Source organism: Streptomyces sp. NPDC088745 (assembly GCF_044751045.1).
Lineage (GTDB): Bacteria > Actinomycetota > Actinomycetes > Streptomycetales > Streptomycetaceae > Streptomyces > Streptomyces cremeus.
This window is the reverse complement of record NZ_JBIVLB010000005.1, coordinates 386,071-405,402: the sequence shown is the minus strand read 5'-3', so window position 1 is coordinate 405,402 and position 19,332 is coordinate 386,071. Positions and strand designations below refer to the sequence as shown.

At 73.1% G+C, this 19,332-nt stretch carries 13 protein-coding genes; 11 read left to right on the top strand and 2 right to left on the bottom strand.

The window, feature by feature from the left end:
- Positions 1-40 precede the first annotated feature (40 nt).
- Complete coding sequence (locus tag ACIP93_RS17020; RefSeq protein ID WP_401759544.1) at positions 41-505, bottom strand: MarR family winged helix-turn-helix transcriptional regulator; 465 nt, start codon at positions 503-505, stop codon at positions 41-43.
- Between the two features lie 483 nt (positions 506-988).
- Here ACIP93_RS17020 and ACIP93_RS17015 point away from each other — a divergent pair, with 483 nt between their 5' ends.
- The 6 genes from ACIP93_RS17015 to ACIP93_RS16990 all read left to right on the top strand — a co-directional run bounded on the left by ACIP93_RS17015 (position 989) and on the right by ACIP93_RS16990 (position 13,090).
- The gene (locus ACIP93_RS17015) at positions 989-2,881 is read left to right on the top strand and encodes an amino acid adenylation domain-containing protein (RefSeq protein ID WP_401759541.1); all 1,893 of its coding nucleotides are present in this window, start codon (positions 989-991) and stop codon (positions 2,879-2,881) included.
- A gap of 67 nt (positions 2,882-2,948) precedes the next feature.
- Positions 2,949-7,592 (top strand): amino acid adenylation domain-containing protein, encoded by a 4,644-nt coding sequence (locus ACIP93_RS17010; RefSeq protein WP_401759538.1) that lies wholly within the window; start codon positions 2,949-2,951, stop codon positions 7,590-7,592.
- An 84-nt stretch (positions 7,593-7,676) separates the two neighbouring features.
- Positions 7,677-8,894, top strand: coding sequence for a 3-deoxy-7-phosphoheptulonate synthase (locus ACIP93_RS17005; RefSeq protein WP_401759535.1), 1,218 nt, complete (start codon positions 7,677-7,679; stop codon positions 8,892-8,894).
- Complete coding sequence (locus ACIP93_RS17000; RefSeq protein ID WP_401759533.1) at positions 8,891-10,906, top strand: chorismate-binding protein; 2,016 nt, start codon at positions 8,891-8,893, stop codon at positions 10,904-10,906. Before ACIP93_RS17005 ends, ACIP93_RS17000 begins: the two co-directional genes overlap by 4 nt.
- Positions 10,899-11,501 (top strand): flavin reductase family protein, encoded by a 603-nt coding sequence (locus ACIP93_RS16995; protein WP_401759530.1) that lies wholly within the window; start codon positions 10,899-10,901, stop codon positions 11,499-11,501. The genes ACIP93_RS17000 and ACIP93_RS16995 overlap by 8 nt, the downstream gene beginning before the upstream one ends.
- A gap of 5 nt (positions 11,502-11,506) precedes the next feature.
- Entirely contained in the window at positions 11,507-13,090 is a 1,584-nt protein-coding gene (locus ACIP93_RS16990) for a 4-hydroxyphenylacetate 3-hydroxylase family protein (RefSeq protein ID WP_401759527.1), read from the top strand.
- 83 nt (positions 13,091-13,173) lie between these two features.
- Here ACIP93_RS16990 and ACIP93_RS16985 read toward each other — a convergent pair whose 3' ends face one another.
- Positions 13,174-13,878 carry an O-methyltransferase gene (locus tag ACIP93_RS16985; protein ID WP_401759524.1) on the bottom strand — a complete coding sequence of 235 codons (705 nt, stop codon included), beginning with the start codon at positions 13,876-13,878 and terminating at the stop codon, positions 13,174-13,176.
- A gap of 207 nt (positions 13,879-14,085) precedes the next feature.
- Between ACIP93_RS16985 and ACIP93_RS16980 the strand changes: the two genes are divergently transcribed.
- The 5 genes from ACIP93_RS16980 (at position 14,086) to ACIP93_RS16960 (ending at position 19,291) form a co-directional block, all read left to right on the top strand.
- The gene (locus ACIP93_RS16980; RefSeq protein ID WP_401759522.1) at positions 14,086-14,589 is read left to right on the top strand and encodes a VOC family protein; all 504 of its coding nucleotides are present in this window, start codon (positions 14,086-14,088) and stop codon (positions 14,587-14,589) included.
- On the top strand, positions 14,586-15,542 hold the full coding sequence (locus ACIP93_RS16975; RefSeq protein WP_401759519.1) for a hypothetical protein: 957 nt from the start codon (positions 14,586-14,588) through the stop codon (positions 15,540-15,542). The genes ACIP93_RS16980 and ACIP93_RS16975 overlap by 4 nt, the downstream gene beginning before the upstream one ends.
- Before the next feature lie 73 nt (positions 15,543-15,615).
- Positions 15,616-16,575: an LLM class flavin-dependent oxidoreductase gene (locus ACIP93_RS16970; RefSeq protein WP_345218853.1), complete on the top strand. Its 960-nt coding sequence runs from the start codon at positions 15,616-15,618 to the stop codon at positions 16,573-16,575.
- Positions 16,572-17,435, top strand: coding sequence for a PhzF family phenazine biosynthesis protein (locus ACIP93_RS16965; RefSeq protein ID WP_401759516.1), 864 nt, complete (start codon positions 16,572-16,574; stop codon positions 17,433-17,435). The genes ACIP93_RS16970 and ACIP93_RS16965 overlap by 4 nt, the downstream gene beginning before the upstream one ends.
- 62 nt (positions 17,436-17,497) lie before the next feature.
- Positions 17,498-19,291, top strand: coding sequence for a gamma-glutamyltransferase (locus ACIP93_RS16960; RefSeq protein WP_345218849.1), 1,794 nt, complete (start codon positions 17,498-17,500; stop codon positions 19,289-19,291).
- Positions 19,292-19,332 lie beyond the last annotated feature (41 nt).

Genomic DNA, 19,332 nt, shown 5'->3' with positions numbered 1-19,332 from the left:
CCTGTGCAACGAGTGAGGTCCCGGTGAGGCACCGGGCCCGTCAGCGTCCCTGTTCGGACTCCATGGCCGCGGAGACCTTCTCGCACAGTTCCGCGAACAGGGCGCTCTCGCCCTCGGTGAGCACCGAGGCGGCGAGCTGTCCGATGTCGTGGTGGCCGCGGGCGATCCGGGCGAGGAACAGGTGGCCCTCGCGGGTGAGGGAGGTGCTCAGTTCGCGCCGGTCCTCGCCGGCCGTCACCTGCTGCACCAGGTTCAGGTCCTTCAGCACGCGCAGGGCCTTCGAGGTGGTCTGCCGGGAGACCGCCAGCACCTCGCTCAGTTCGGAGGGCCGCAGGGGGCCGCGCGCCCGCAGCAGTTCGAGCACGTCGTACTGCTGCCAGTTGACGCCCTCGGGGTTGACGCGGGAGCGGCGCGCGACGAGCAGGCACTGGAGGTGGGTCAGGGCCGCCTGCAGAACGGTCTGCTCCGCAGGGCGGGTGGGGGTGGAGCCGTCTCGTGGAGTCATGAACGCTTCCGGTACGAAGGGTGACCGGCGGGGGACGGCCCCAAGGTACCAAGGGGGCGCGGACCCGGGCCGCGCGGTGGGCCGGAAAATGATTTCCCTGAGGACACCATCTGGGGGGCGTGATCGCGCCAACCGGGGGTACCGGTGTGCGAGAGCCGGTCGCCGACAGGCCGCCGGCCGACCGGATCCGACCCGGCGGGGACGGGGCTGCGCTTCATGCCCCATTCCGTTGGACGACGCATGCGGGTAACACACGGAAAAAGCGTTGCACCCCGTGAAACAGCATGGAACAGCACAGGTGTTTGACATCGATACGAAAGCGTGATTAGTATCGATTTCCGCAAGGAAACTATATTCTTGTCCTTCTCTGCTGACAATGCACAAACTCACGTCAGGCTCCTCCGTGGAATGCGCGATGCGCATCCGTGGAGCCGACGGGAGCCCTTCCTCCGGTTACCCCCCACCCCGAGGAGATCAGCGACTATGGAAAAGAACGTAAAAGCTCCTTCGTTACCACGGCCATTAGGAACAGCACGCACGGGAAGTCCGCCGGCCCCGGCGCCCCCGCTCGTCCTGACCACCCTGTTCGAAGAGGTCGTCCGCGCGCACGGCGGGTCCGTCGCCCTGGCGGACGGCGCGGAACAGATCACGTACGACCGCCTCAACCGGCGGGCCAACCGGATGGCCCGGCACCTCCGCGACCGGGGCGTCGCCCGGGGGGACCGCGTCGGCGTGCACATGCGCCGGTCCCCCGACCTCTACGCGGTCCTGCTGGCGGTCCTCAAGACCGGGGGCTGCGTGGTCCCGCTCGACCCCGCGTATCCCGCGGAATACCTCGCCCGCATCCTCCGCGAGGCCCGCCCGTCGCCGGTGATCTGCGACGATGCCCACGCCCTGCCCCCCGAGGCCCGCGACGGCGCGCTCGCCCTGCACGACCTGGTCACGGGCAGCGACGGCCTTCCCGACAGCGACCCGGACCCCGGCACCGGCCCGGAGGACACCGCGTTCCTCATGTACACCTCCGGCTCCACCGGCCGGCCCAAGGGCGTACGGATCGCGCACCGCGGACTGGCGCGGCTGGGGCCGCACAGCGGTCCGCTCGACATCACCCCCGACGACGGGCTGACCCAGTCGGCCGCCTTCTCGTTCGCCGCGTCGACCATCGAGATCTGGCTGGCGTTCCTGCACGGCGCCACCCTGCTGCCCATGCCGCCCGGACTGCCCTCGCTGCCGGACCTGCGCGAGGCCGTCGAGAAGCGCGGCGCGACCGTGCTCAGCCTCCCCTGCGGCCTGTTCAACGCCCTGGTCGACCAGGAACCCGAGTGCCTGCGCCAGGTGCGGATCATCGTGCTCAGCGGCGACTTCCCCTCCCCCGGCCACCTGCGACGGGCCCTCGCGCACACCGACGCGGTCGTCTACAACGGCTACGGCTGCACCGAGAACTCCTCCATCACCGCCCTGCACCCGCTGACCTCGCCCGACGACGTCGACGGCGCGGGCGTCGTCCCGATCGGGCGGCCGCTGCCGACGGTCACCCTGGACGTCTACGACCCGCTGATGCGCCCCTGCGCCACCGACGAGGTGGGCGAACTCTGCGTGGGCGGCACCGGTGTGGCGCTCGGGTACGCCGACCAGCCGGAGCTGACCGCCGAGAAGTTCACCGAGGACCCGGACGGCGGCGGGCTGCTCTACCGCACCGGCGACCTCGCCCGGCGCAACGGCCGGGGCGACATCGTGCTGGTCGGGCGGTCCGACAGCATGGTGAAGATCCGCGGGTTCCGGGTGGAGACCAGCGCCGTGACGCTGGCGGTGCGCGCCCTCGACGGGGTCGCGGACGCCGCCGTGAAGGCGTTCGAGGACGACGACACCCACGAGAAGCACCTCGTCGCGTTCTACACCACCCCCGACGGCCGCCCGGCCGACCCGGGGGACCTGGTCCGGCGGCTCTCGGCGGACCTGCCCTCCCACATGGTCCCCTCCGCGTTCCGGCACCTGGAGAGGATGCCGACGAACGTGAACGGGAAGACCGACCGCACCGCGCTCACCGTGGAATCCCCGAAGAAGAAAATCCGGAACAGCCGGAACGAGAATCCAGAGAAAGGCAAGAAGACCATGCAGAACCCCCTCGAAAGTGTCGTCCTCCAGGCCTGGATCGAAATCTCCGGAATGGACGAGTTCTCGACCACCGACTCGTTCCTGGGACACGGCGGGAATTCCCTGCATTTCGTGCAGCTCGCCTCCAGGCTGCAGAAGATATTCGGAATCGAGATCACCACCGAGTCGGTGTTCCGGCATGGCACGGTCGAGCAGCTCGCGCGCTTCATCGAGGAGTCCCGCGACCAGGCGGCCACCTCCTCGTCCGCGTCGCACGGCTGACGCAGTGCCCGACAGCGACCGGCCGCGATGAGCCGGTCGCCCGACGTCCTCGGAGGGTGGCGAACCCGTGCACAACCCCTTGATCACGGCAATTCTGGACCTGGCGCGGAGAACGCTCCGGTCTCCCGGCCTGGGACCGGACGAGCCCTTCGGCGACCACTGCGACGATCCCGCGCTGCTGGCCGAACTCGGCACGGTGTTACGGGCCGTGTTCGGCGTCGACCCGCCGTCCGGCGGCGGACTGGGCGGGCAGAGCGCGACGGCGGTGGCCGACCGGCTCGCCCGGAGCCGGTCCGGCGCCGCCGGGCAGGGCGGGCAGGAGCTGACGGCCGGGTCCGCGCCGCGCAGCGGCAACACGGCGGAGGCCTCGTTCGGGCAGAGCGGGATCTGGCTCATCGACCAGTACCTGCCGACCCCGCAGGCGTACAACGGGCCGTTCCTGGCGCGGCTGCCGTTCCGGCTCGACGGGGACCGGCTGCGCCGGGCCGTCGCCGGAGTGCTGCGGCGCCAGGAGGTCCTGCGCACCACCTACGCGTTGCGTGACGCCCGGCTGCTCCAGGTCGTCTCGGACGACGACACGGCCTTCCACTACGGCGTCGAGCACTACGGCGACGAGAAGGAACTCGACGCGCTCGCCCAGCGGGTGGCGAACACCCGGCTCGACCTGGAGCACGGGCCGGTCCTCTCCGTGACCTGCGCGCTCGGACCGGGCGCGGAGAGCGCGGTCGTCTGCAACATCCATCACATCGCGTCCGACGCCGCGTCGGCGGGTGTCTTCCTGCGCGAACTCCTCGACGCCTACGACCGCGTCGGGCGGGGACTGCCGGTGGAGGCCGTGCCGGGCCGCCCGCAGTACGCCGACTTCGCGCACTGGCACCGCACGCACCTCACCCCCGAACGCACCACGCGGCTGCTCGACGAGTGGGCCGACCGGCTCGCCGGGGAGCTGCCCGTGCTCGCGCTGCCCGCGGACCGGCCGCGGCCCGCCACGCAGGAACACCGGGGCGGCACCGTCCCCCTGCACGTCCCGGCGCCGGTGGCCGAGAAGCTGGAACGGCTCGCGGAGCGCGAGGGCGTCACGCTGTTCATGGCGCTGCTCGCGGTGTACGGCACGTTCCTCGCCAAGCTGACCCGCCAGGAACGGGTCCTGGTCGGCTCGCCCGTCTCCCTGCGGGACGACCCGCAGACCCAGGACCTCGTCGGCTACTTCGTCAACATGGTCGTGCTGCGCCAGGACGTGGCGGGCGCGATGACCGTGCGCGAGGTGCTGGGGCGGGCACGCGAGGAGGTGGCCGACGCGCTGCGGCTGAAGTGGGCCCCCTTCGACAAGGTGGTCGAGCGGTTGCGGCCCGACCGCGGCGGCGGCCACACCCCCGTCGTCCAGACCATGCTCGTCCTCACCGACCCCGGCTCCGCCCGCGTCACCCACGACGGAACGCCGCTGAACGTCCGGCGGGACATGGCGCACGGCGCCAAGTACGACCTGTCGGTGGTCTTCGCACGGGAGGCGGACGGACTGCACGCCACCCTGGAGTACGACGCGCACCTCTTCGACGAGGCGACCGCGCGGAGCATGAGCGAGCGGCTGGGCCGGCTGCTGTCCCGGTTCGCCGAGGCCTCGCCGGACACCCCGGTCCGCGAGCTCGGTCTGCTCGGGGCCGACGAGGAACGGGAGGTGCTGGCCCACGACGACCGGGTGGACCGCTCCGCGCCCCCGGTGCCGGTGGCCGAGCTCTTCGAGCGGCAGGCCGCGGCCACCCCGGACGCCGTGGCCGTCACCGACGGCGGCCGTCGGTGGACGTACCGGGAACTCGACGAGCGGGCCGGACGGCTCGCGCGGGTCCTGCGCGAGGAGGGCGCGGCGGCGGGCCGCCGGGTCGCCATCGCGCTGCCCCGCTCGGCCGACATGGTCGCGGGTCTGCTCGCGGTGGTGAAGTCCGGGGCGTCCTACGTCCCGCTGGACCCGTCGCACCCGCCGGAGCGGGTGGCGTACGTCCTCGACGACACCGAGGCGCACCTCGTCCTCACCGACAGCGCCACCGGTGCGCTTCTCCCGACCACGACGAGGCTGCTGGAGACCGACCGGCAGGCGCAGCGCATCGACGCGGCCGATCCCGCGCCGCTCGGCCCCACCCGTACGCCCGACGACGAGATCTACGTCATCCACACCTCCGGGTCGACCGGCGCTCCCAAGGGCGTCGTCATCAAGGACCGCACGGTCGGCAACCTGGTCTCCGCCCAGCACCGGGTCTCCCCGTGCGGGGCGACCGGCACCACCCTCCAGTACATGACGCTCTCCTTCGACGTCTCCGTGATGGAGATCCTGGGGACGCTCTGCGTCGGCGGCACGCTCGCCCTGATCCCGGACGAGCTCCAGAAGGACCTGCACCAGTTGGCCGCCTTCGTCGCCGAGCACGACGTGACCCGGCTGTACCTGCCGTACATCGCGCTCCAGCGGTTCGCGGCCCTCGCCGTCGCGGAGGACGTGCGCTGCGAGGCGCTGCGCGAGGTGACCTCGGTCGGTGAGGCGCTGGTCGTCTCCCCGCAGATCCGGGAGTTCTTCGCCCGGCACCCCCGGGCCCGGCTGCTCAATATGTACGGCCCGTCCGAGACCCATCTCGCCACCTGGTACGAGCTGTCCGGCGACCCCGCCGACTGGCCCGAGGCCCCGCCGATCGGGCGGGCGGTCGACGGGATGCGGCTGCGCGTCCTCGGTCCGGACCGCGAACTCCTGCCGCCGGGCGTCACGGGCGAGCTGTACATCGGCGGCCCCCACCTGTCGCCCGGATACCGGGGCCGCCCCGAGGAGACCGCGCGCCGCTTCCTGCCCGACCCCTACGGCGCGGAGGGCGAGCTGCTCTACCGTACGGGCGACCTCGTGCGGTGGAACAGGCACGGCGACCTGGAGTACCTGGGCCGCGCCGACGACCAGATCAAGATCCGCGGTTACCGGGTGGAGCCCAGCGAGGTGGAGGCCCGGCTCGACGCCCTGGCGGGGGTGCGGGACTCGGCGGTGGTCGCGGTGGAGTTCGGGCCCGGCGACCGGCGGCTGGTGGCCGCCGTCACGGGCGAGGGCGCCGAGGACGGCGCACGGCTGCGGGCCGCTCTGGCCGAGCAACTGCCCGAGTACCTGGTGCCCGCGCACCTCGTCGGGCTGGACCGGCTGCCGACCACGCCGAGCGGGAAGATCGACCGGGCCGGGCTGGCCGGGCGGCTGGCCCAGGAGCTGCGCGACCGGCACACCGACGAGGGCCCGGCCCGGCCGCCGCGGGCCGGCACCGAACGCGCCGTCGCCGAGGCCTGGACGGACGTCCTGGGCGGCGGCTCCCCCGGGCGCGACGACGACTTCTTCGCCCTGGGCGGCAACAGCATCATCGCCACCGAACTCGTCTACCGGCTGCGGAAGCTGTTCGAGGTCGACATCCCGCTGCGGGCCCTGTTCGACAGCCCCACGGTCGCCGGCATGGCCGTGCGGATCGACGCGTGCCGGACGGGCGGCGCCCAGGCGTTCACGGAGCCCGCCGCCGACCTGCGCGCCGATGTGACCCTGCCGGACGCCGTCCGGCCCGGCGACCGCGAACCGGTCGCGCCGGACGCCGCCACCCGGTTCCTGCTCACCGGGGCGACCGGCTTCCTCGGCAGTTGGCTGCTGCGCGAGCTGGCGGCCGTCCCGGGGCACACCGTCACCTGCCTGGTGCGCGCCGAGGACGCGGACGCCGCCCTGGCCCGGCTGCGCGCCACGGCCGACCGGTACGGCATCGCGGACGGCGTCGCCTGGGAGCGGGTGCGCGCGGTCCCCGGTGACCTCGCCCGGGACCGGATGGGACTGTCCGAGGCGGACCACGCCGAACTGGCGGAGTCGGTCGAGGCGGTCCATCACGCGGCGGCGCACATCAACTTCGTGCTGCCGTACGCCTCGGTGAAGCCGGCCAACGTCGACGGGCTGCGCTCCGTACTGGAGTTCGCCGCCACCGGACGGCTCAAGCACGTGCACCACATGTCGACCGTCGCCGTGTTCGCCCCGGGCCGCGAGGGCGGGCCGATCACCGAGGAGGCGGTCCCCGACACATGTGAGGGGCTCGGCATCGGCTACACGCAGAGCAAGTGGGTCGCCGAGGGCATCGCCCGGCTGGCCCAGGAGCGCGGGATGCCGATGACCGTGTACCGCATCGGCCGGATCTCCGGCGACAGCGTCACCGGCGCCTGCCAGGCCGACGACTTCCTGTGGCGGCAGATCAAGAGCTTCATCGAACTCGGTTCGGCCCCGCCCGCCGAGGAGCTGACCACCGACCTGCTGCCGGTGGACTTCGTCGGCAGGGCCGTGCACGCCCTGTCCCGCGAGCCGTCCGCCGTCGGCGCCACCTACCACCTGTTCCACCCGCGTGGCTCCGACTTCACGCCCGTGCACGCCGCCGTCCGCGAGTGCGGCCACCGGCTCGACACGGTTCCGGCCGAGGAGTGGCTGACCCGCCTGGAGGACGCGGCCCGCCGGCCCGGGGGCAACGCCCTCGCGGCAGCCGTGCCGCTGTTCCGGGAGGGCGCGCTGGAACTCGGCGACAACACCTACGCCAACGATCGGACGACGCGGCTCCTCGACCGGCTCGGACTGCGCTGGCCCGACATCGAGCGCAGCTCCCTGACCCGCATGATCCGCTGGTTCGAAGCCGCCGGTGAACTGGACCGCCGGCCCCCCGGACGCCAGAACGCGTAGACCGGGGCGTCGCGCGGCTCCCCCCGCCCAGACATCCGCAGGCGGCCACCCCTCACGGGTCGCCTCCGAACGAAGGCCGACAGCATGCCTCGACATCCCTTTCCGGGTGCTGGACACGACCCGTTGATCGCCTCGATGGTGGCCGGGCTCCCCGCCCGCCAGCAGCCCCGGTGGCCCGACCGTTCCCTCCTGCCCCCCGTCCACGACCGGCTCGCCCTCGAGCCCCCGCTGGTGTCGTACGCGAGCGTCCGTGAGCTGCACGGGCTCCTGGCGCGTGCCGCCGAGGGCGAGTTCTGCCTCATCCAGGCCGGTGACTGCGTGGAGCTGACCACCGAGTGCGCACCGCGCGACGTCGCCCGCAAGGTGGAGATGCTGGACGTCCTCGGCGACGTCATGCGCACCGGCTCCGGGCTGCCGGTGGTGCGCGTCGGGCGGATGGCCGGGCAGTTCGCCAAGCCCCGCTCCGACGACTGGGAGAACGTGCCCGGCGGGCGGCTCCCGGTGTTCCGGGGCCCGCTCGTCAACGGGCCGGACGCCTGCGCGGAGGACCGCACTCCCGACCCGTCCCGCGTCGTCTCCGGCCTGGAGGCGGCCCGCTGCGCCGTCACCGCCCTCGACCGGCTCGGCCGCGGCGAGGGCGCCGCGCCCGAGGACCGGGTGTGGATCAGCCACGAGGCGCTGCTGCTCGACTACGAACTCCCCCAGGTGCGGCGGCACACGGACAGCGGCAGCTATCTGGCGTCGACGCACTGGCCCTGGATCGGCGAGCGGACCCGGCAGACCGGCTTCGCGCACGTGCGGCTGATGGCCGAGCTGGACAATCCGGTGGCGTGCAAGATCGGCCCCGAGGCCACGGTCGACGAGGTGCTGGACCTGTGCTCGGTGCTCGACCCGCACCGCACCCCGGGCCGGCTGACCCTGATCGCCCGGTTCGGCGCGCATCGCATCACCGAACTGGCCCCGCTGGTACGGGCGGTCAGGCAGGCCGGGCACCCGGTGCTGTGGATGTGCGACCCGATGCACGGCAACACCGTGAAGACGCCCGACGGGCTCAAGACGCGCCGCCTCGACGCGATCATGTCCGAGATCCGGCAGTGCGTGGACGTGCTGGCCGACAACGCGCAACGGTGCGTGGGCCTGCACCTGGAGGCCTCCCCCGACGACATCTCCGAGTGCGAGGGCGCGGGCCGCAGCCCGGCCCGCGGGCCCGGCTACCGCAGTCTGTGCGACCCCCGGCTGAGCCTCGTCCAGGCCGTCGCCGCCGCCGCGCACTGGCGGCTTCCGGTGGGGGCTGTGGCATGACCACGTCCCTCAGCACCGCTCCGGCGCCCTCCCTCGACGAGCTGCTGCCCGCGCCGGGTGAGCCCTTCGCGCTGCTGCACCGCCCCGGCGCCGACCGCGGGGCGCCGGTGGAGGTCCTCAGCGGCCCGGTACGGCGCGCGGGCGGCCTGGACGCCCTCGGGCTGGACCTGGACGGCGGCCCGGACGGCACGGAGACCCTGGTCCTGGCCCCCTACCGGCAGATCCGGGAGCGCGGCTTCGCGCACCCCGACGACGGCGAGCCGCTGCTCGCCATGGAGGTGCGCGAGCACCGGCGCGTCCCGCTCGACCGGCTGCTGGCCTGTCTGCCGGACCGGGCGCCGCAGGTGGAGGAGACCCGCTTCGACATCGACGACGACGGCTACGCGGCGGCGGTGGACGGCATCGTCCACCGGGAGATCCACCACGGCGAGGGCTCCAACTTCGTCCTGGCGCGCAGCCTGCACGGCAGGATCCGCGCCTTCGACCGCGGCGCTGCCCTGGCGGTGCTGCGTGGGCTGATGACGGCGGAGACCGGCGCGTACTGGACGTTCCTGATCTTCACCGGCGACCGGTACTTCATCGGCTCCACCCCCGAGCAGCAGGTGCGGGTGCGGGGCGACCGGGTGGAGATGAACCCGATCAGCGGGACCTACCGGTATCCGCGGACCGGCGCCGACCTGCCGGGGCTGCTGCGTTTCCTGCACGACCCGAAGGAGACCGACGAGCTCTACATGGTCGTCGACGAGGAACTCAAGATGATGACGGCCCTGTGCGACGACGGCGTACGGGTCAGCGGGCCGTCCCTGAAGTGGATGTCGCGCCTCGCGCACACCGAGTACTACCTCTCCGGCCGCTCGGACCGCCCGCTCACCGAGATCCTGCGCACCACGATGCCCGCGCCGACCGTGACGGGCAGCCCGGTGGAGAACGCCTGCCGGGTGATCGAACGGTACGAGCCGCACGGCCGGGGCTACTACAGCGGGGTCATCGCCCTGCTGGGCCGGGCGGACGGGCAGCGACGGCTGGACGCGGCGCTGCTGCTGCGCACCGCGGACCTCGGGGCGGACGGCTCCGTACGGCTGACGGCGGGCGCCAGTGTCGTACGGGAGTCGGTGCCGGCGCACGAGACGGCGGAGACCACCGCCAAGCTCTCGGGCCTGCTGGACGCCCTGTCGGGGCGGCGGTCGGCGAAGGCCCCCGTCCCGGCGTCCGCCGCCGCGCTGGCCGAGGCCGGCCCGGTGCGCGGCGCGCTGGCCGCCCGCAACGACGGGCTGGCGGCGTTCTGGCTGCGGGGAAGCGCTGACGCGGCCGCCGCCCGGTCCGTCGCGGGCACCGCGGTCACCATCGTCGAGGCCGAGGACGGCTTCACCTCGATGCTCGCCTACCAACTGCGGGCACTGGGCTGCGCGGTGCGGCTGGTGCCCTGGTCCCGGGCCTCGCGCGCGGGCGTCGCCGGAGCGCCGGGCGTGGTCCTGCTCGGCCCGGGTCCGGGCGATCCGCGGGACGGGGCGAACCCCCGGGTGCGCGCCCTGCGGGCCACGGCCGCCGAACGGCTCGCGGCCGGGCTGCCGCTGGCGGCGGTCTGCCTGGGGCACCAGGCGGTGTGCGCCCTGCTGGGGCTGCGGATGACCCGGCTGCCCGACCCGGCGCAGGGCAGGCGGCTGCGGGTCCCGCTGTGGGGCACGCCGCGCATGGCCGGTTTCTACAACAGTTACGTCGCGCGGGCCGACCAGGACTGGCTGCGCCCGCGGTTCGGCGGCGGCCCGGTCCAGGTGCAGCGCGTCGGCGACGAGGTGGTCGCGCTGCGCGGACCGGCCCTGTCCACGATCCAGTTCCACGCGGAGTCGTTCCTGACCCAGGACGGCCCCGGCATCCTGGCCGACCTGCTGACCGGCGCCCTGGCACCGGCCGCGGCGCACCGGCCGGGCGTCCACGACAGCCACCGGGCCGGTGCACCCGTCAGGCACGGCACCGGCCCCCGGGAGTCCAGGGGGACCCATGAGCATGCCTGAGCGAGGGGGCGTGGACACCGCGCCCCGCCCCATCGACCCACGTGCCCTGCGCAGTTGCATGGGCCAGTTCGCGACCGGGGTCACGGTGCTCACCTGCCGTCGCGGTGACCTGGTGCACGGCACGACGGTCAACGCCTTCACCTCGGTGTCGCTGGACCCGCCGCTGGCTCTGGTGGCGCTGGACCGGCGCAGCCGGGCGGGCGCGCTGCTGCGGGAGGGCGGGGACTACGTCGTCAACATCCTCGACGCCTCGCAGCGCGACCTGGCGATGCACTTCGCCGGACGGCCCATGGCGGAGCCGGTGCCGTGGGTGGACGAACAGGGGCCGCACCCGCGGCTGGCGGGCACGGTGGCCCATCTGGTCTGCCAGCCCTGGCAGATCCACGACGGCGGGGACCACACGCTGCACATCGGGAGGGTCGCGGAGTTCGAGAGCCGCCCGGGACGGCCCCTGCTGTTCCACGGCGGGGCCTTCCCGGAACTGATTCCGGACGATTCGCCCGTCGCCTGGTCGCTGTGCCTGGACGGCATGGACCCGGTGGCGCACCTCCCGCTACACGACGAGCCCAGCAGGGCGGACAGGACAGGGGACTGACGCACATGACGGACACGACGCACAGCACGGACACGACGGGCGCCCCCGGCGCCGGCGCCGCGGGGGACACCGGGCCGCGCCGCACGACGCGCCCGCTGACCGGCGACGAGTACCTGGAGAGCATCCGGGACGGCCGGGAGATATGGGCGTACGGGGAGCGGGTCGACGACGTCACCAAGCACCCGGCGTTCCGCAACACGGCCCGGATGACCGCGCGGCTGTACGACGCGCTGCACGACCCGGAGCACCGCGACACGCTGACCGCGCCGACGGACACCGGCAGCGACGGCTACACGCACAAGTTCTTCCGGGTGCCGCGCAGCGTGGAGGACATGGTCGGCGACCGGGACGCGATCGCCAAGTGGGCCCGGATGACGTACGGCTGGATGGGCCGCAGCCCGGACTACAAGGCGAGCTTCCTCGTCACGCTGGGCGCGAACCCGGAGTACTACGGGGAGTTCGCGGACAACGCCCGCCGCTGGTACGCGGAGGCGCAGGAGCGGGTGCTGTTCTGGAACCACGCGGTGATCAACCCGCCGGTGGACCGCGACCGGGCGCCGGACGAGGTCGGCGACGTGTTCGTGCACGTCGAGAAGGAGTGCGACGACGGCCTGGTGGTCAGCGGCGCGAAGGTGGTGGCGACGGGGTCGGCGCTGACCCACTTCAACTTCGTGGCGCACTACGGGCTGCCGGTGAAGAAGAAGGAGTTCGCGCTCGTCGCGACGCTGCCGATGGACGCGCCGGGGGTGAAGCTGATCTGTCGTCAGTCGTACGAGCTGGCCGCGACCCGGATGGGCAGCCCGTTCGACTACCCGCTGTCGAGCCGTCTCGACGAGAACGACACCGTCTTTATCCTGGACAAGGTGAAGATCCCCTGGGAGAACGTCTTCATCTACGGCGACACCGCCAAGGCCGGCACCTTCCTGAACACCTCCGGGTTCACGCACCGGCTCACCTTCCACGGAGTGACCCGGCTCGCGGTGAAACTCGACTTCCTGGCCGGCCTGCTGCTCAAGGGGCTGGACGTGACCGGGACGAAGGACTTCCGGGGCATTCAGACCCGGGTGGGCGAGGTGCTCGCCTGGCGGAACATGTTCTGGGGCCTCAGCGACGCGATGGCGCGCAATCCGAACGGCTGGCACGACGGCGGGCTGCTGCCGAACCTGGATTACGGAATGGCGTACCGCTGGTTCATGACGATCGGATATCCGCGGGTCCGCGAGATCATTCTGCAGGACCTCAGCAGTGGCCTCATCTACTTGAATTCGCACGCCAAGGACTTCCAGAACCCCGAATTGCGGCCGCATCTGGACCGGTACATGCGCGGGTCGAACGGATACGACTCGGTGGAGCGGGTCAAGCTGATGAAGCTGATCTGGGACTCGGTGGGCACGGAGTTCGCGGGCCGCCACGAGCTGTACGAGCGCAACTACTCGGGCAACCACGAGAACGTGCGCATCGAGCTCCTGATGGCGCAGACGGCGTCCGGCCTGGTCGACGACTACCGGGGCTTCGCCGAGGAGTGCATGGCGGAGTACGACCTGGACGGCTGGACGGCGCCGGACCTGATCGGGCCTGACCAGGCATGAGCGCCGGCGCGGTACGGCGACGGGGGCGACGGGCGGTCGACGACCGCGCCGCCGCCCCCGCGGGGCCGGCCTCCCGCCGGGCGTCAGGGCAGGCCGGGCGCCTCGGGCCGGGCGTCCGGGGCGGGCAGGATCACGGCCATGGTGAAGCCGTCGTACCCCTTGGCGCCCACCGTCTGGATGGTGGTGGCGCTCACCCGGGGCTCCGCGGCCACCTTCTCGTGGAAGCGCCGCATGCCGCGGACGCCGCCGTCCGGGTTGTCGGCGTCGGCGACCGCGCCGCCGAGCACCACGTTGTCGACGACGATCACGCCGCCGGGCCGGGAGAGTTCCAGCGCCCAGTCGAAGTACTCCGGCGTGTCGGGCTTGTTGGCGTCGATGAAGACCAGGTCGAAGGGCTGCTCGGCGGTCTTGGCGAGCTCGGGCAGGATGTCGAGCGCCTTGCCCACCTTCTGCTCGACCCGGTCGGCGACGCCGGCCCGCTCCAGGTGGCCCGCGGCGGCCTCGGCGAACGAGCGCTCCCACTCGATGGTGACCAGCCGTCCGCCGGGCGGCAGGGCGCGGGCGAGCCAGATGGAGCTGTACCCGCCGAAGGTGCCTATCTCCAGAATGCGTTCGGCGCGCTGGACGAGGGCCAGCAGATGCAGCAGCTTTCCCTGGGAGCGGGAGACCCCGATATCGGGGAGATCGAATCCGGTGTGGGCCTGGGCGGCGGCGGCCAGCGCGGGGTCCTCGTCACCGAGAACCGCGTCGAAGTAGCCGTCCACCGCACTCCATTGATTCTGTGTCATGACTCCAGTGTTACCCGTGAGAAGAGCATTGTGTACCCGGACGGAAAAAATTCCGGAAAATCTACGGATTCACTTCTTCCGCTTATTTTCGTCGGTTAGTCGACGGGATTTCCGGGAAATCGCCTGCCTGAACGAGAAAAAGAAGGCTCTTTGATCCCTGCTGGTCGGAACGCAATGATCCGAACACCATGAGAGGAGCGCAGTACCTTGCCGCGAACCGGGACCACGAAAGAGCGGCCGACGGACCTCGCTCTCGTACCGGAGCTGCACCACGTCGGCGTGCAGACGGACGACCTCGACAACTGTGCCGCCTGGTACGAGGAGTTCTTCGGCTGCACGACCAACTGGACGCTGGACACCTTCTGCGACCTGACGCTGAGCCGCCTGCCCGGCATCACCCGGCTGACCGAGGTGACGGTGGCCGGCCTGCGCTTCCACCTCTTCGAACGCACCGGGCACGACGGCGCCGTCCCCGGTGCCAACACCCGCCAGTTCCAGCACATCTGCCTGGCCGTCGGCTCCCCCGAGGAGCTGCGGGCCTGGCGCGAGCGCTGGTTGCGGCTGTACGCGTCCGGCCGCTTCCGCTTCGCGGTCGACGAGAAGCCCACCGAGATCGTCGTCGACGCGGACGGCGTGCAGAGCTGCTACGTCCTGGACGTCAACGGCCTGGAGTTCGAGTTCACCTACGCACCACCAGGAGGAGACCGATGAGCACGCGCGTTCACCGCACCGTCACCGAACTGCCGGTGCCCGACGACTGGGACTTCGGGGACTTCCCCTACGGCCTGGAGCCGCTGACGCTGCCCGAGCCGCCGACACCGGGGACCGAGACCGCGATATCCCGGATACGGCCCGCCGACCCGTCCCGCGTGGGCCCCGCCGAACCGCTCCCGCGGACCGGCCCGGCGCTCGCCGCGGAGGAGATCTCCCACCAGTTGTTCTGGTTCCGGTGGATCACCGGCCACCAGGCGACCTTCGCCATCTGGCAGTTGACCGCGCACGCCCTGCACCAGGCCCGCTCCCTCGCCGATCCCGCGCCCTCCCTGCGGGCGATGACGGACCTCACCGACGCCTACACCGCGATGCTGCTGTACACCAGCTCCTGCCCCGCCGACGTCTACGGCACCGTCATCCGGCCCAGCATGTACCTCCAGCACCGCAGCTTCAGCGGCACCTGGGCCCCCGACTTCGTGCCCGTGCGCTCGCTGCTGCGGGGGAAGAAGACCGAGTGGGAGGGAACGCCCGAGGCGGACCGGCTGAACCGGGCGGTGCGGATGTACCACACGGTGCACGCGGGCGTGGCCGCCAAACTGGTGCCGGGCGGCCGGTCGCTGCTCCAGGAGTCGGCCGCGGAGGTCACCCCGACCCGCCCCGAGACCCAGGCGCTCCTGTACGACCACTACTTCCTGACCCTGCGGGCGCCGGTCGACGCGACGGAGCTGGTCGACCAGCTCCGGTCCCGGCTGCGCGCGATCACCCAGGACGTGCGGGCCAACGGCCTCTACCCCGGCCTCACCCCGCAGGAGGACGCCGCCTTCCCCGAGGAGCTGCGCAGCGACGAGGTCCGGCAGGGCTACGAGGAGGGCTTCGCCAGCGTCCTGGGCCGGATCGACGCCGCCGCCGGGCAGCTCAGGCCGAGGGTGCTGCACCACAGCGCGCCCTGACCGCAGGGCGCGGGACGGGACGCGGCACGACCCGACAAGCACGACACGACGAAGGAACGAGGAAGGAGCACGCGTGCGGCACGGAGTGGTGATCCTGCCCGAGCGGCGCTGGTCGCGGGCGCGCGAACAGTGGGTCCGGGCCGAGGAGTTCGGCTTCGATCACGCCTGGACGTACGACCAGTTGATGTGGCGGTGGCTGCGCGACGAGCCCTGGTTCGCCGGTGTCCCCACCCTGGCCGCCGCGGCGGCCGTCACCTCGCGGATCACTCTGGGCACGATGGTCGCCACGCCCACCTACCGCCACCCGGTGACGCTGGCCAAGGAGGTGATGTCCCTGGAGGACATCGCCGGGGGCCGCTTCGTCTGCGGGCTGGGCGCGGGGGCGGGCGGCCTGGACGACCGGGTGGTGGACCCGACCGAACGGACCCCGCGCCAGCGCGCCGACCGTTTCGCCGAGTTCGTCGAGGCCCTGGACCGGCTGCTGACCGAGCGCAGCACCTCGTACGCGGGCGAGCACTACGCCTTCGACGACGTGCCGGTGAATCCCGGGTGCCTGACCCGGCCGCGGGTGCCGTTCGCCGTCGCCGCGACCGGGCCGCGCGGCATGCGGCTCGCGGCCCGGCGGGCGGACACCTGGGTCACCGCCGGTCCCCCGGGCCGCTTCGACGCGCTGCCCTACGAGAAGACGCTGCCGGAGATCGCCCGGCAGTTGGACCGGCTGGACGCGGCGTGCGAGGCCACCGGCCGGGACCCGGCCACGCTGAACCGGCTGCTGCTGACCGGGGCCCTGGTCGGCGGGGTGCTCGACTCCGTCGAGTCCTACCGGGACGCGGTGGGCCGCTTCGGCGAACTGGGCGTCACCGACCTGGTGGTGCACTGGCCGCGCGCGTCCTTCCCGTACCAGGGGGACCCGCGGGTGCTGGAGGCCCTGGCGGAGGAAGTGCTCCGCCCCGGGCGGGCGGCCGTGCCCGCGACGGCCCCGCCGGGCGGCGGAGCGGAGACCGGCCCCCACGGCGAAGGAGAGGGACGTTGATCGCGTACGAGATCGTCGACATGTTCACGGACACCCCCTACCACGGCTGCGCCCTCGCGGTGGTCCCGGACGCCGCGGGGCTCTCGGCCGCGGACATGCTCGCCGTCGCCCGGGAGACCGCCCTGACCGAGACGGCCTTCGTGGTGCCGCCCCGGCTGCCGGGCTCGACGTACGGGGTGCGGGTGATGACCCCGGCCGGCGAGTCGCCGTTCGGCGGCCACAGCGCCGTGGGCACCGCGAGCACGCTGGTGCGCACCGGCCGGCTGGCGGCCGGGGAGGCGGTGCAGGAGTGCGGCGGGCGGCAGCTCACCGTGGCCGCGGGGGCCGACGGCTCCTCCCTGTCCGTCGCGGGCGAACCGCTCTCCGGGCCCGAGTGGGACCCCGGCCCGCTGCTGGCGGCGTGCGGTCTGACGGACGCCGACCTGGCGGGCACCCCGCACCTGGCCGGTTTCGGTCCCGCGTTCCACTTCCTGCCGGTGGGGGCCGAGGCCCTGGCCCGTGCGGCTGCCGACCTGGGCGACCCGGTCTGGGCGGACTGCCCGGACGCGGTGCTCCTCGCCTGGGACCCCGCGAGCCGCACCGCGCGCGTCCGGGTGTTCGCCCCCGGTTACGGCATGCCCGAGGACCCCGCCTGCGCCTCCGCCGCGCTGGCGCTGGGCGTCTGGCTCGGCCGGGAGAAGGCGCTGCCCGGCACCGACGGCCGTCATGACTACCAGGTCCGTCAGGGCGAGGAGCTGGGCCGCCCCGCCCTCCTGTCCTGCACCGTCGACCTCGGCGAGGGCCGGGCCCGCGCCGCCGCGGTCCACGGCCGCGTCACCGCCACCGCGTCCGGCCGACTGACGCCCCCCGGACGGCCCTGAGCCCCCAGGGGTCCCACGCGGTCCGGACCGTCCGACCAGAGACGAGAAAGGAAATCTCCCAGGTGCTCTTCCGACCCGAACTGCACGGCACCCGCGGTGCCGTCGCCTCCACCCACTGGCTGGCCTCCACGGCGGGCATGTCCATGCTCGACCGCGGCGGCAACGCCTTCGACGCCGCGACCGCCGCCGCCTTCGTCATCCAGGTGGTGGAACCGCATCTCAACGGGCCGGGCGGCGACGTGCCGATCCTCGCCCACCGCGCGGGGAGCGGCTCGGTCGACGTCGTCTGCGGACAGGGCCCGATGCCCGCGGCCGCCACCGTGGAGGCCTTCACCCAGCGGGGCCTGGCCGTCGTTCCCGGTTCCGGACTGCTGCCCGCCGTCGTCCCCGGCGCCGTCGGCGCCTGGCTCCGGCTGCTGAAGGAGTACGGCACGCTGCCGCTGGAGGACGTACTGGAACCGGCGATCGGCTACGCGGAGGGCGGCTATCCGGTGCTGCCCAAGTGCGCCGCCATGATCGGCGCGCTGACGGAGCTGTTCCGCGACACCTGGACGGAGTCGGGCCGCACCTACCTGCGCAACGGGGTCGCCCCGCGGGCCGGGGAGCGGGTCACCAACCCGGCGCTGGCGCGCACCTACCGGCGGCTGGTCGCCGAGGCGAAGGCGTCCGGCCGGGACCGCGAGGGACAGATCGACGCGGCGACGGAGGCGTTCTACAGCGGTTTCGTGGCGGAGGCGATCGACAGCTACCTCGCCAAGGCCGAGGAGGCGGACTCCACCGGCCGCCGCAACGGCGGCCTGCTCACCGGCGCGGACCTGGACGCGTGGCGGCCGCACGTGGAGCGTCCGCTCACCCTCGACCACCGCTCGCTCACCGTGCACAAGGCGGGGCCCTGGTCGCAGGGCCCGGTCTTCCTCCAGCAGCTCGCCCTGCTGGCCGACGCCGATCTCGCCGCGACGGGGCCCGAGAGCGCGGAGTACGTCCACACGGTGGTCGAGGCCGCCAAGCTCGCCTTCGCCGACCGTGAGGCCTGGTACGGCGACCCGGACCACGCGAAGGTGCCGGTCGAGGCCCTGCTGGACCCGGCGTACAGCGCCGCGCGGCGGGCGCTGCTCGGCGCGGAGGCCTCGCGGGAACTGCGCCCGGGGCGGCCCGGCGGGCGCGAGCCGCTGCTGCCGCCGCTGCACGACGAGAGCGTCGCACCGGCGGACCCGGCCTGGCTGGGCGAACTGGAGCAGGGCATCCCGGCGATCATGAAACTGACCGCCGCGACCGGCGACACCTGCTGCGTGAGCGTGACCGACGCGGCGGGCAACATGGTGGTGGCGACGCCCAGCGGCGGCTGGCTGAAGAGTTCCCCGGTGGTGCCGGGGCTGGGTTTCCCGCTGGGCACCCGGGGGCAGATGGCGACCCTCACCCCCGGCCACCCGAACACGGTGGGGCCGGGCAAGCGCCCGCGGACCACGCTCAGCCCGACGATGGTGCTGCGGGACGGCCGGCCGTACCTGGCGTTCGGAACGCCCGGCGGCGACCAGCAGGACCAGTGGACGCTGAGCTTCTTCCTGCACCACACGGAGCACGGGATGGGCCCGCAGGCGGCCATCGAGGCGCGCACCTTCCACACCGACCACGTGCCCACGTCCTTCGCCCCGCGCCGGTTCCGCCCGGGGACCGTGGTCCTGGAAGGCGGCTGGCCGGCGGCGGAGGTCGAGGCGCTGCGGCGGCGGGGGCACCAGGTGGAGCTGGTGGCCGACTACTCGCTCAGCAAGGTGTGCGCCACCGGGCTCACCGGCGACGGGCTGGTGCTCGGCGCGGCCAGTCCGCGCGGCGCGCAAGCCTACGCGGTCGCGGGGTAGCAGAGGAGGAGATGAAATGGTTTCCCCAGGGAAACCACCTG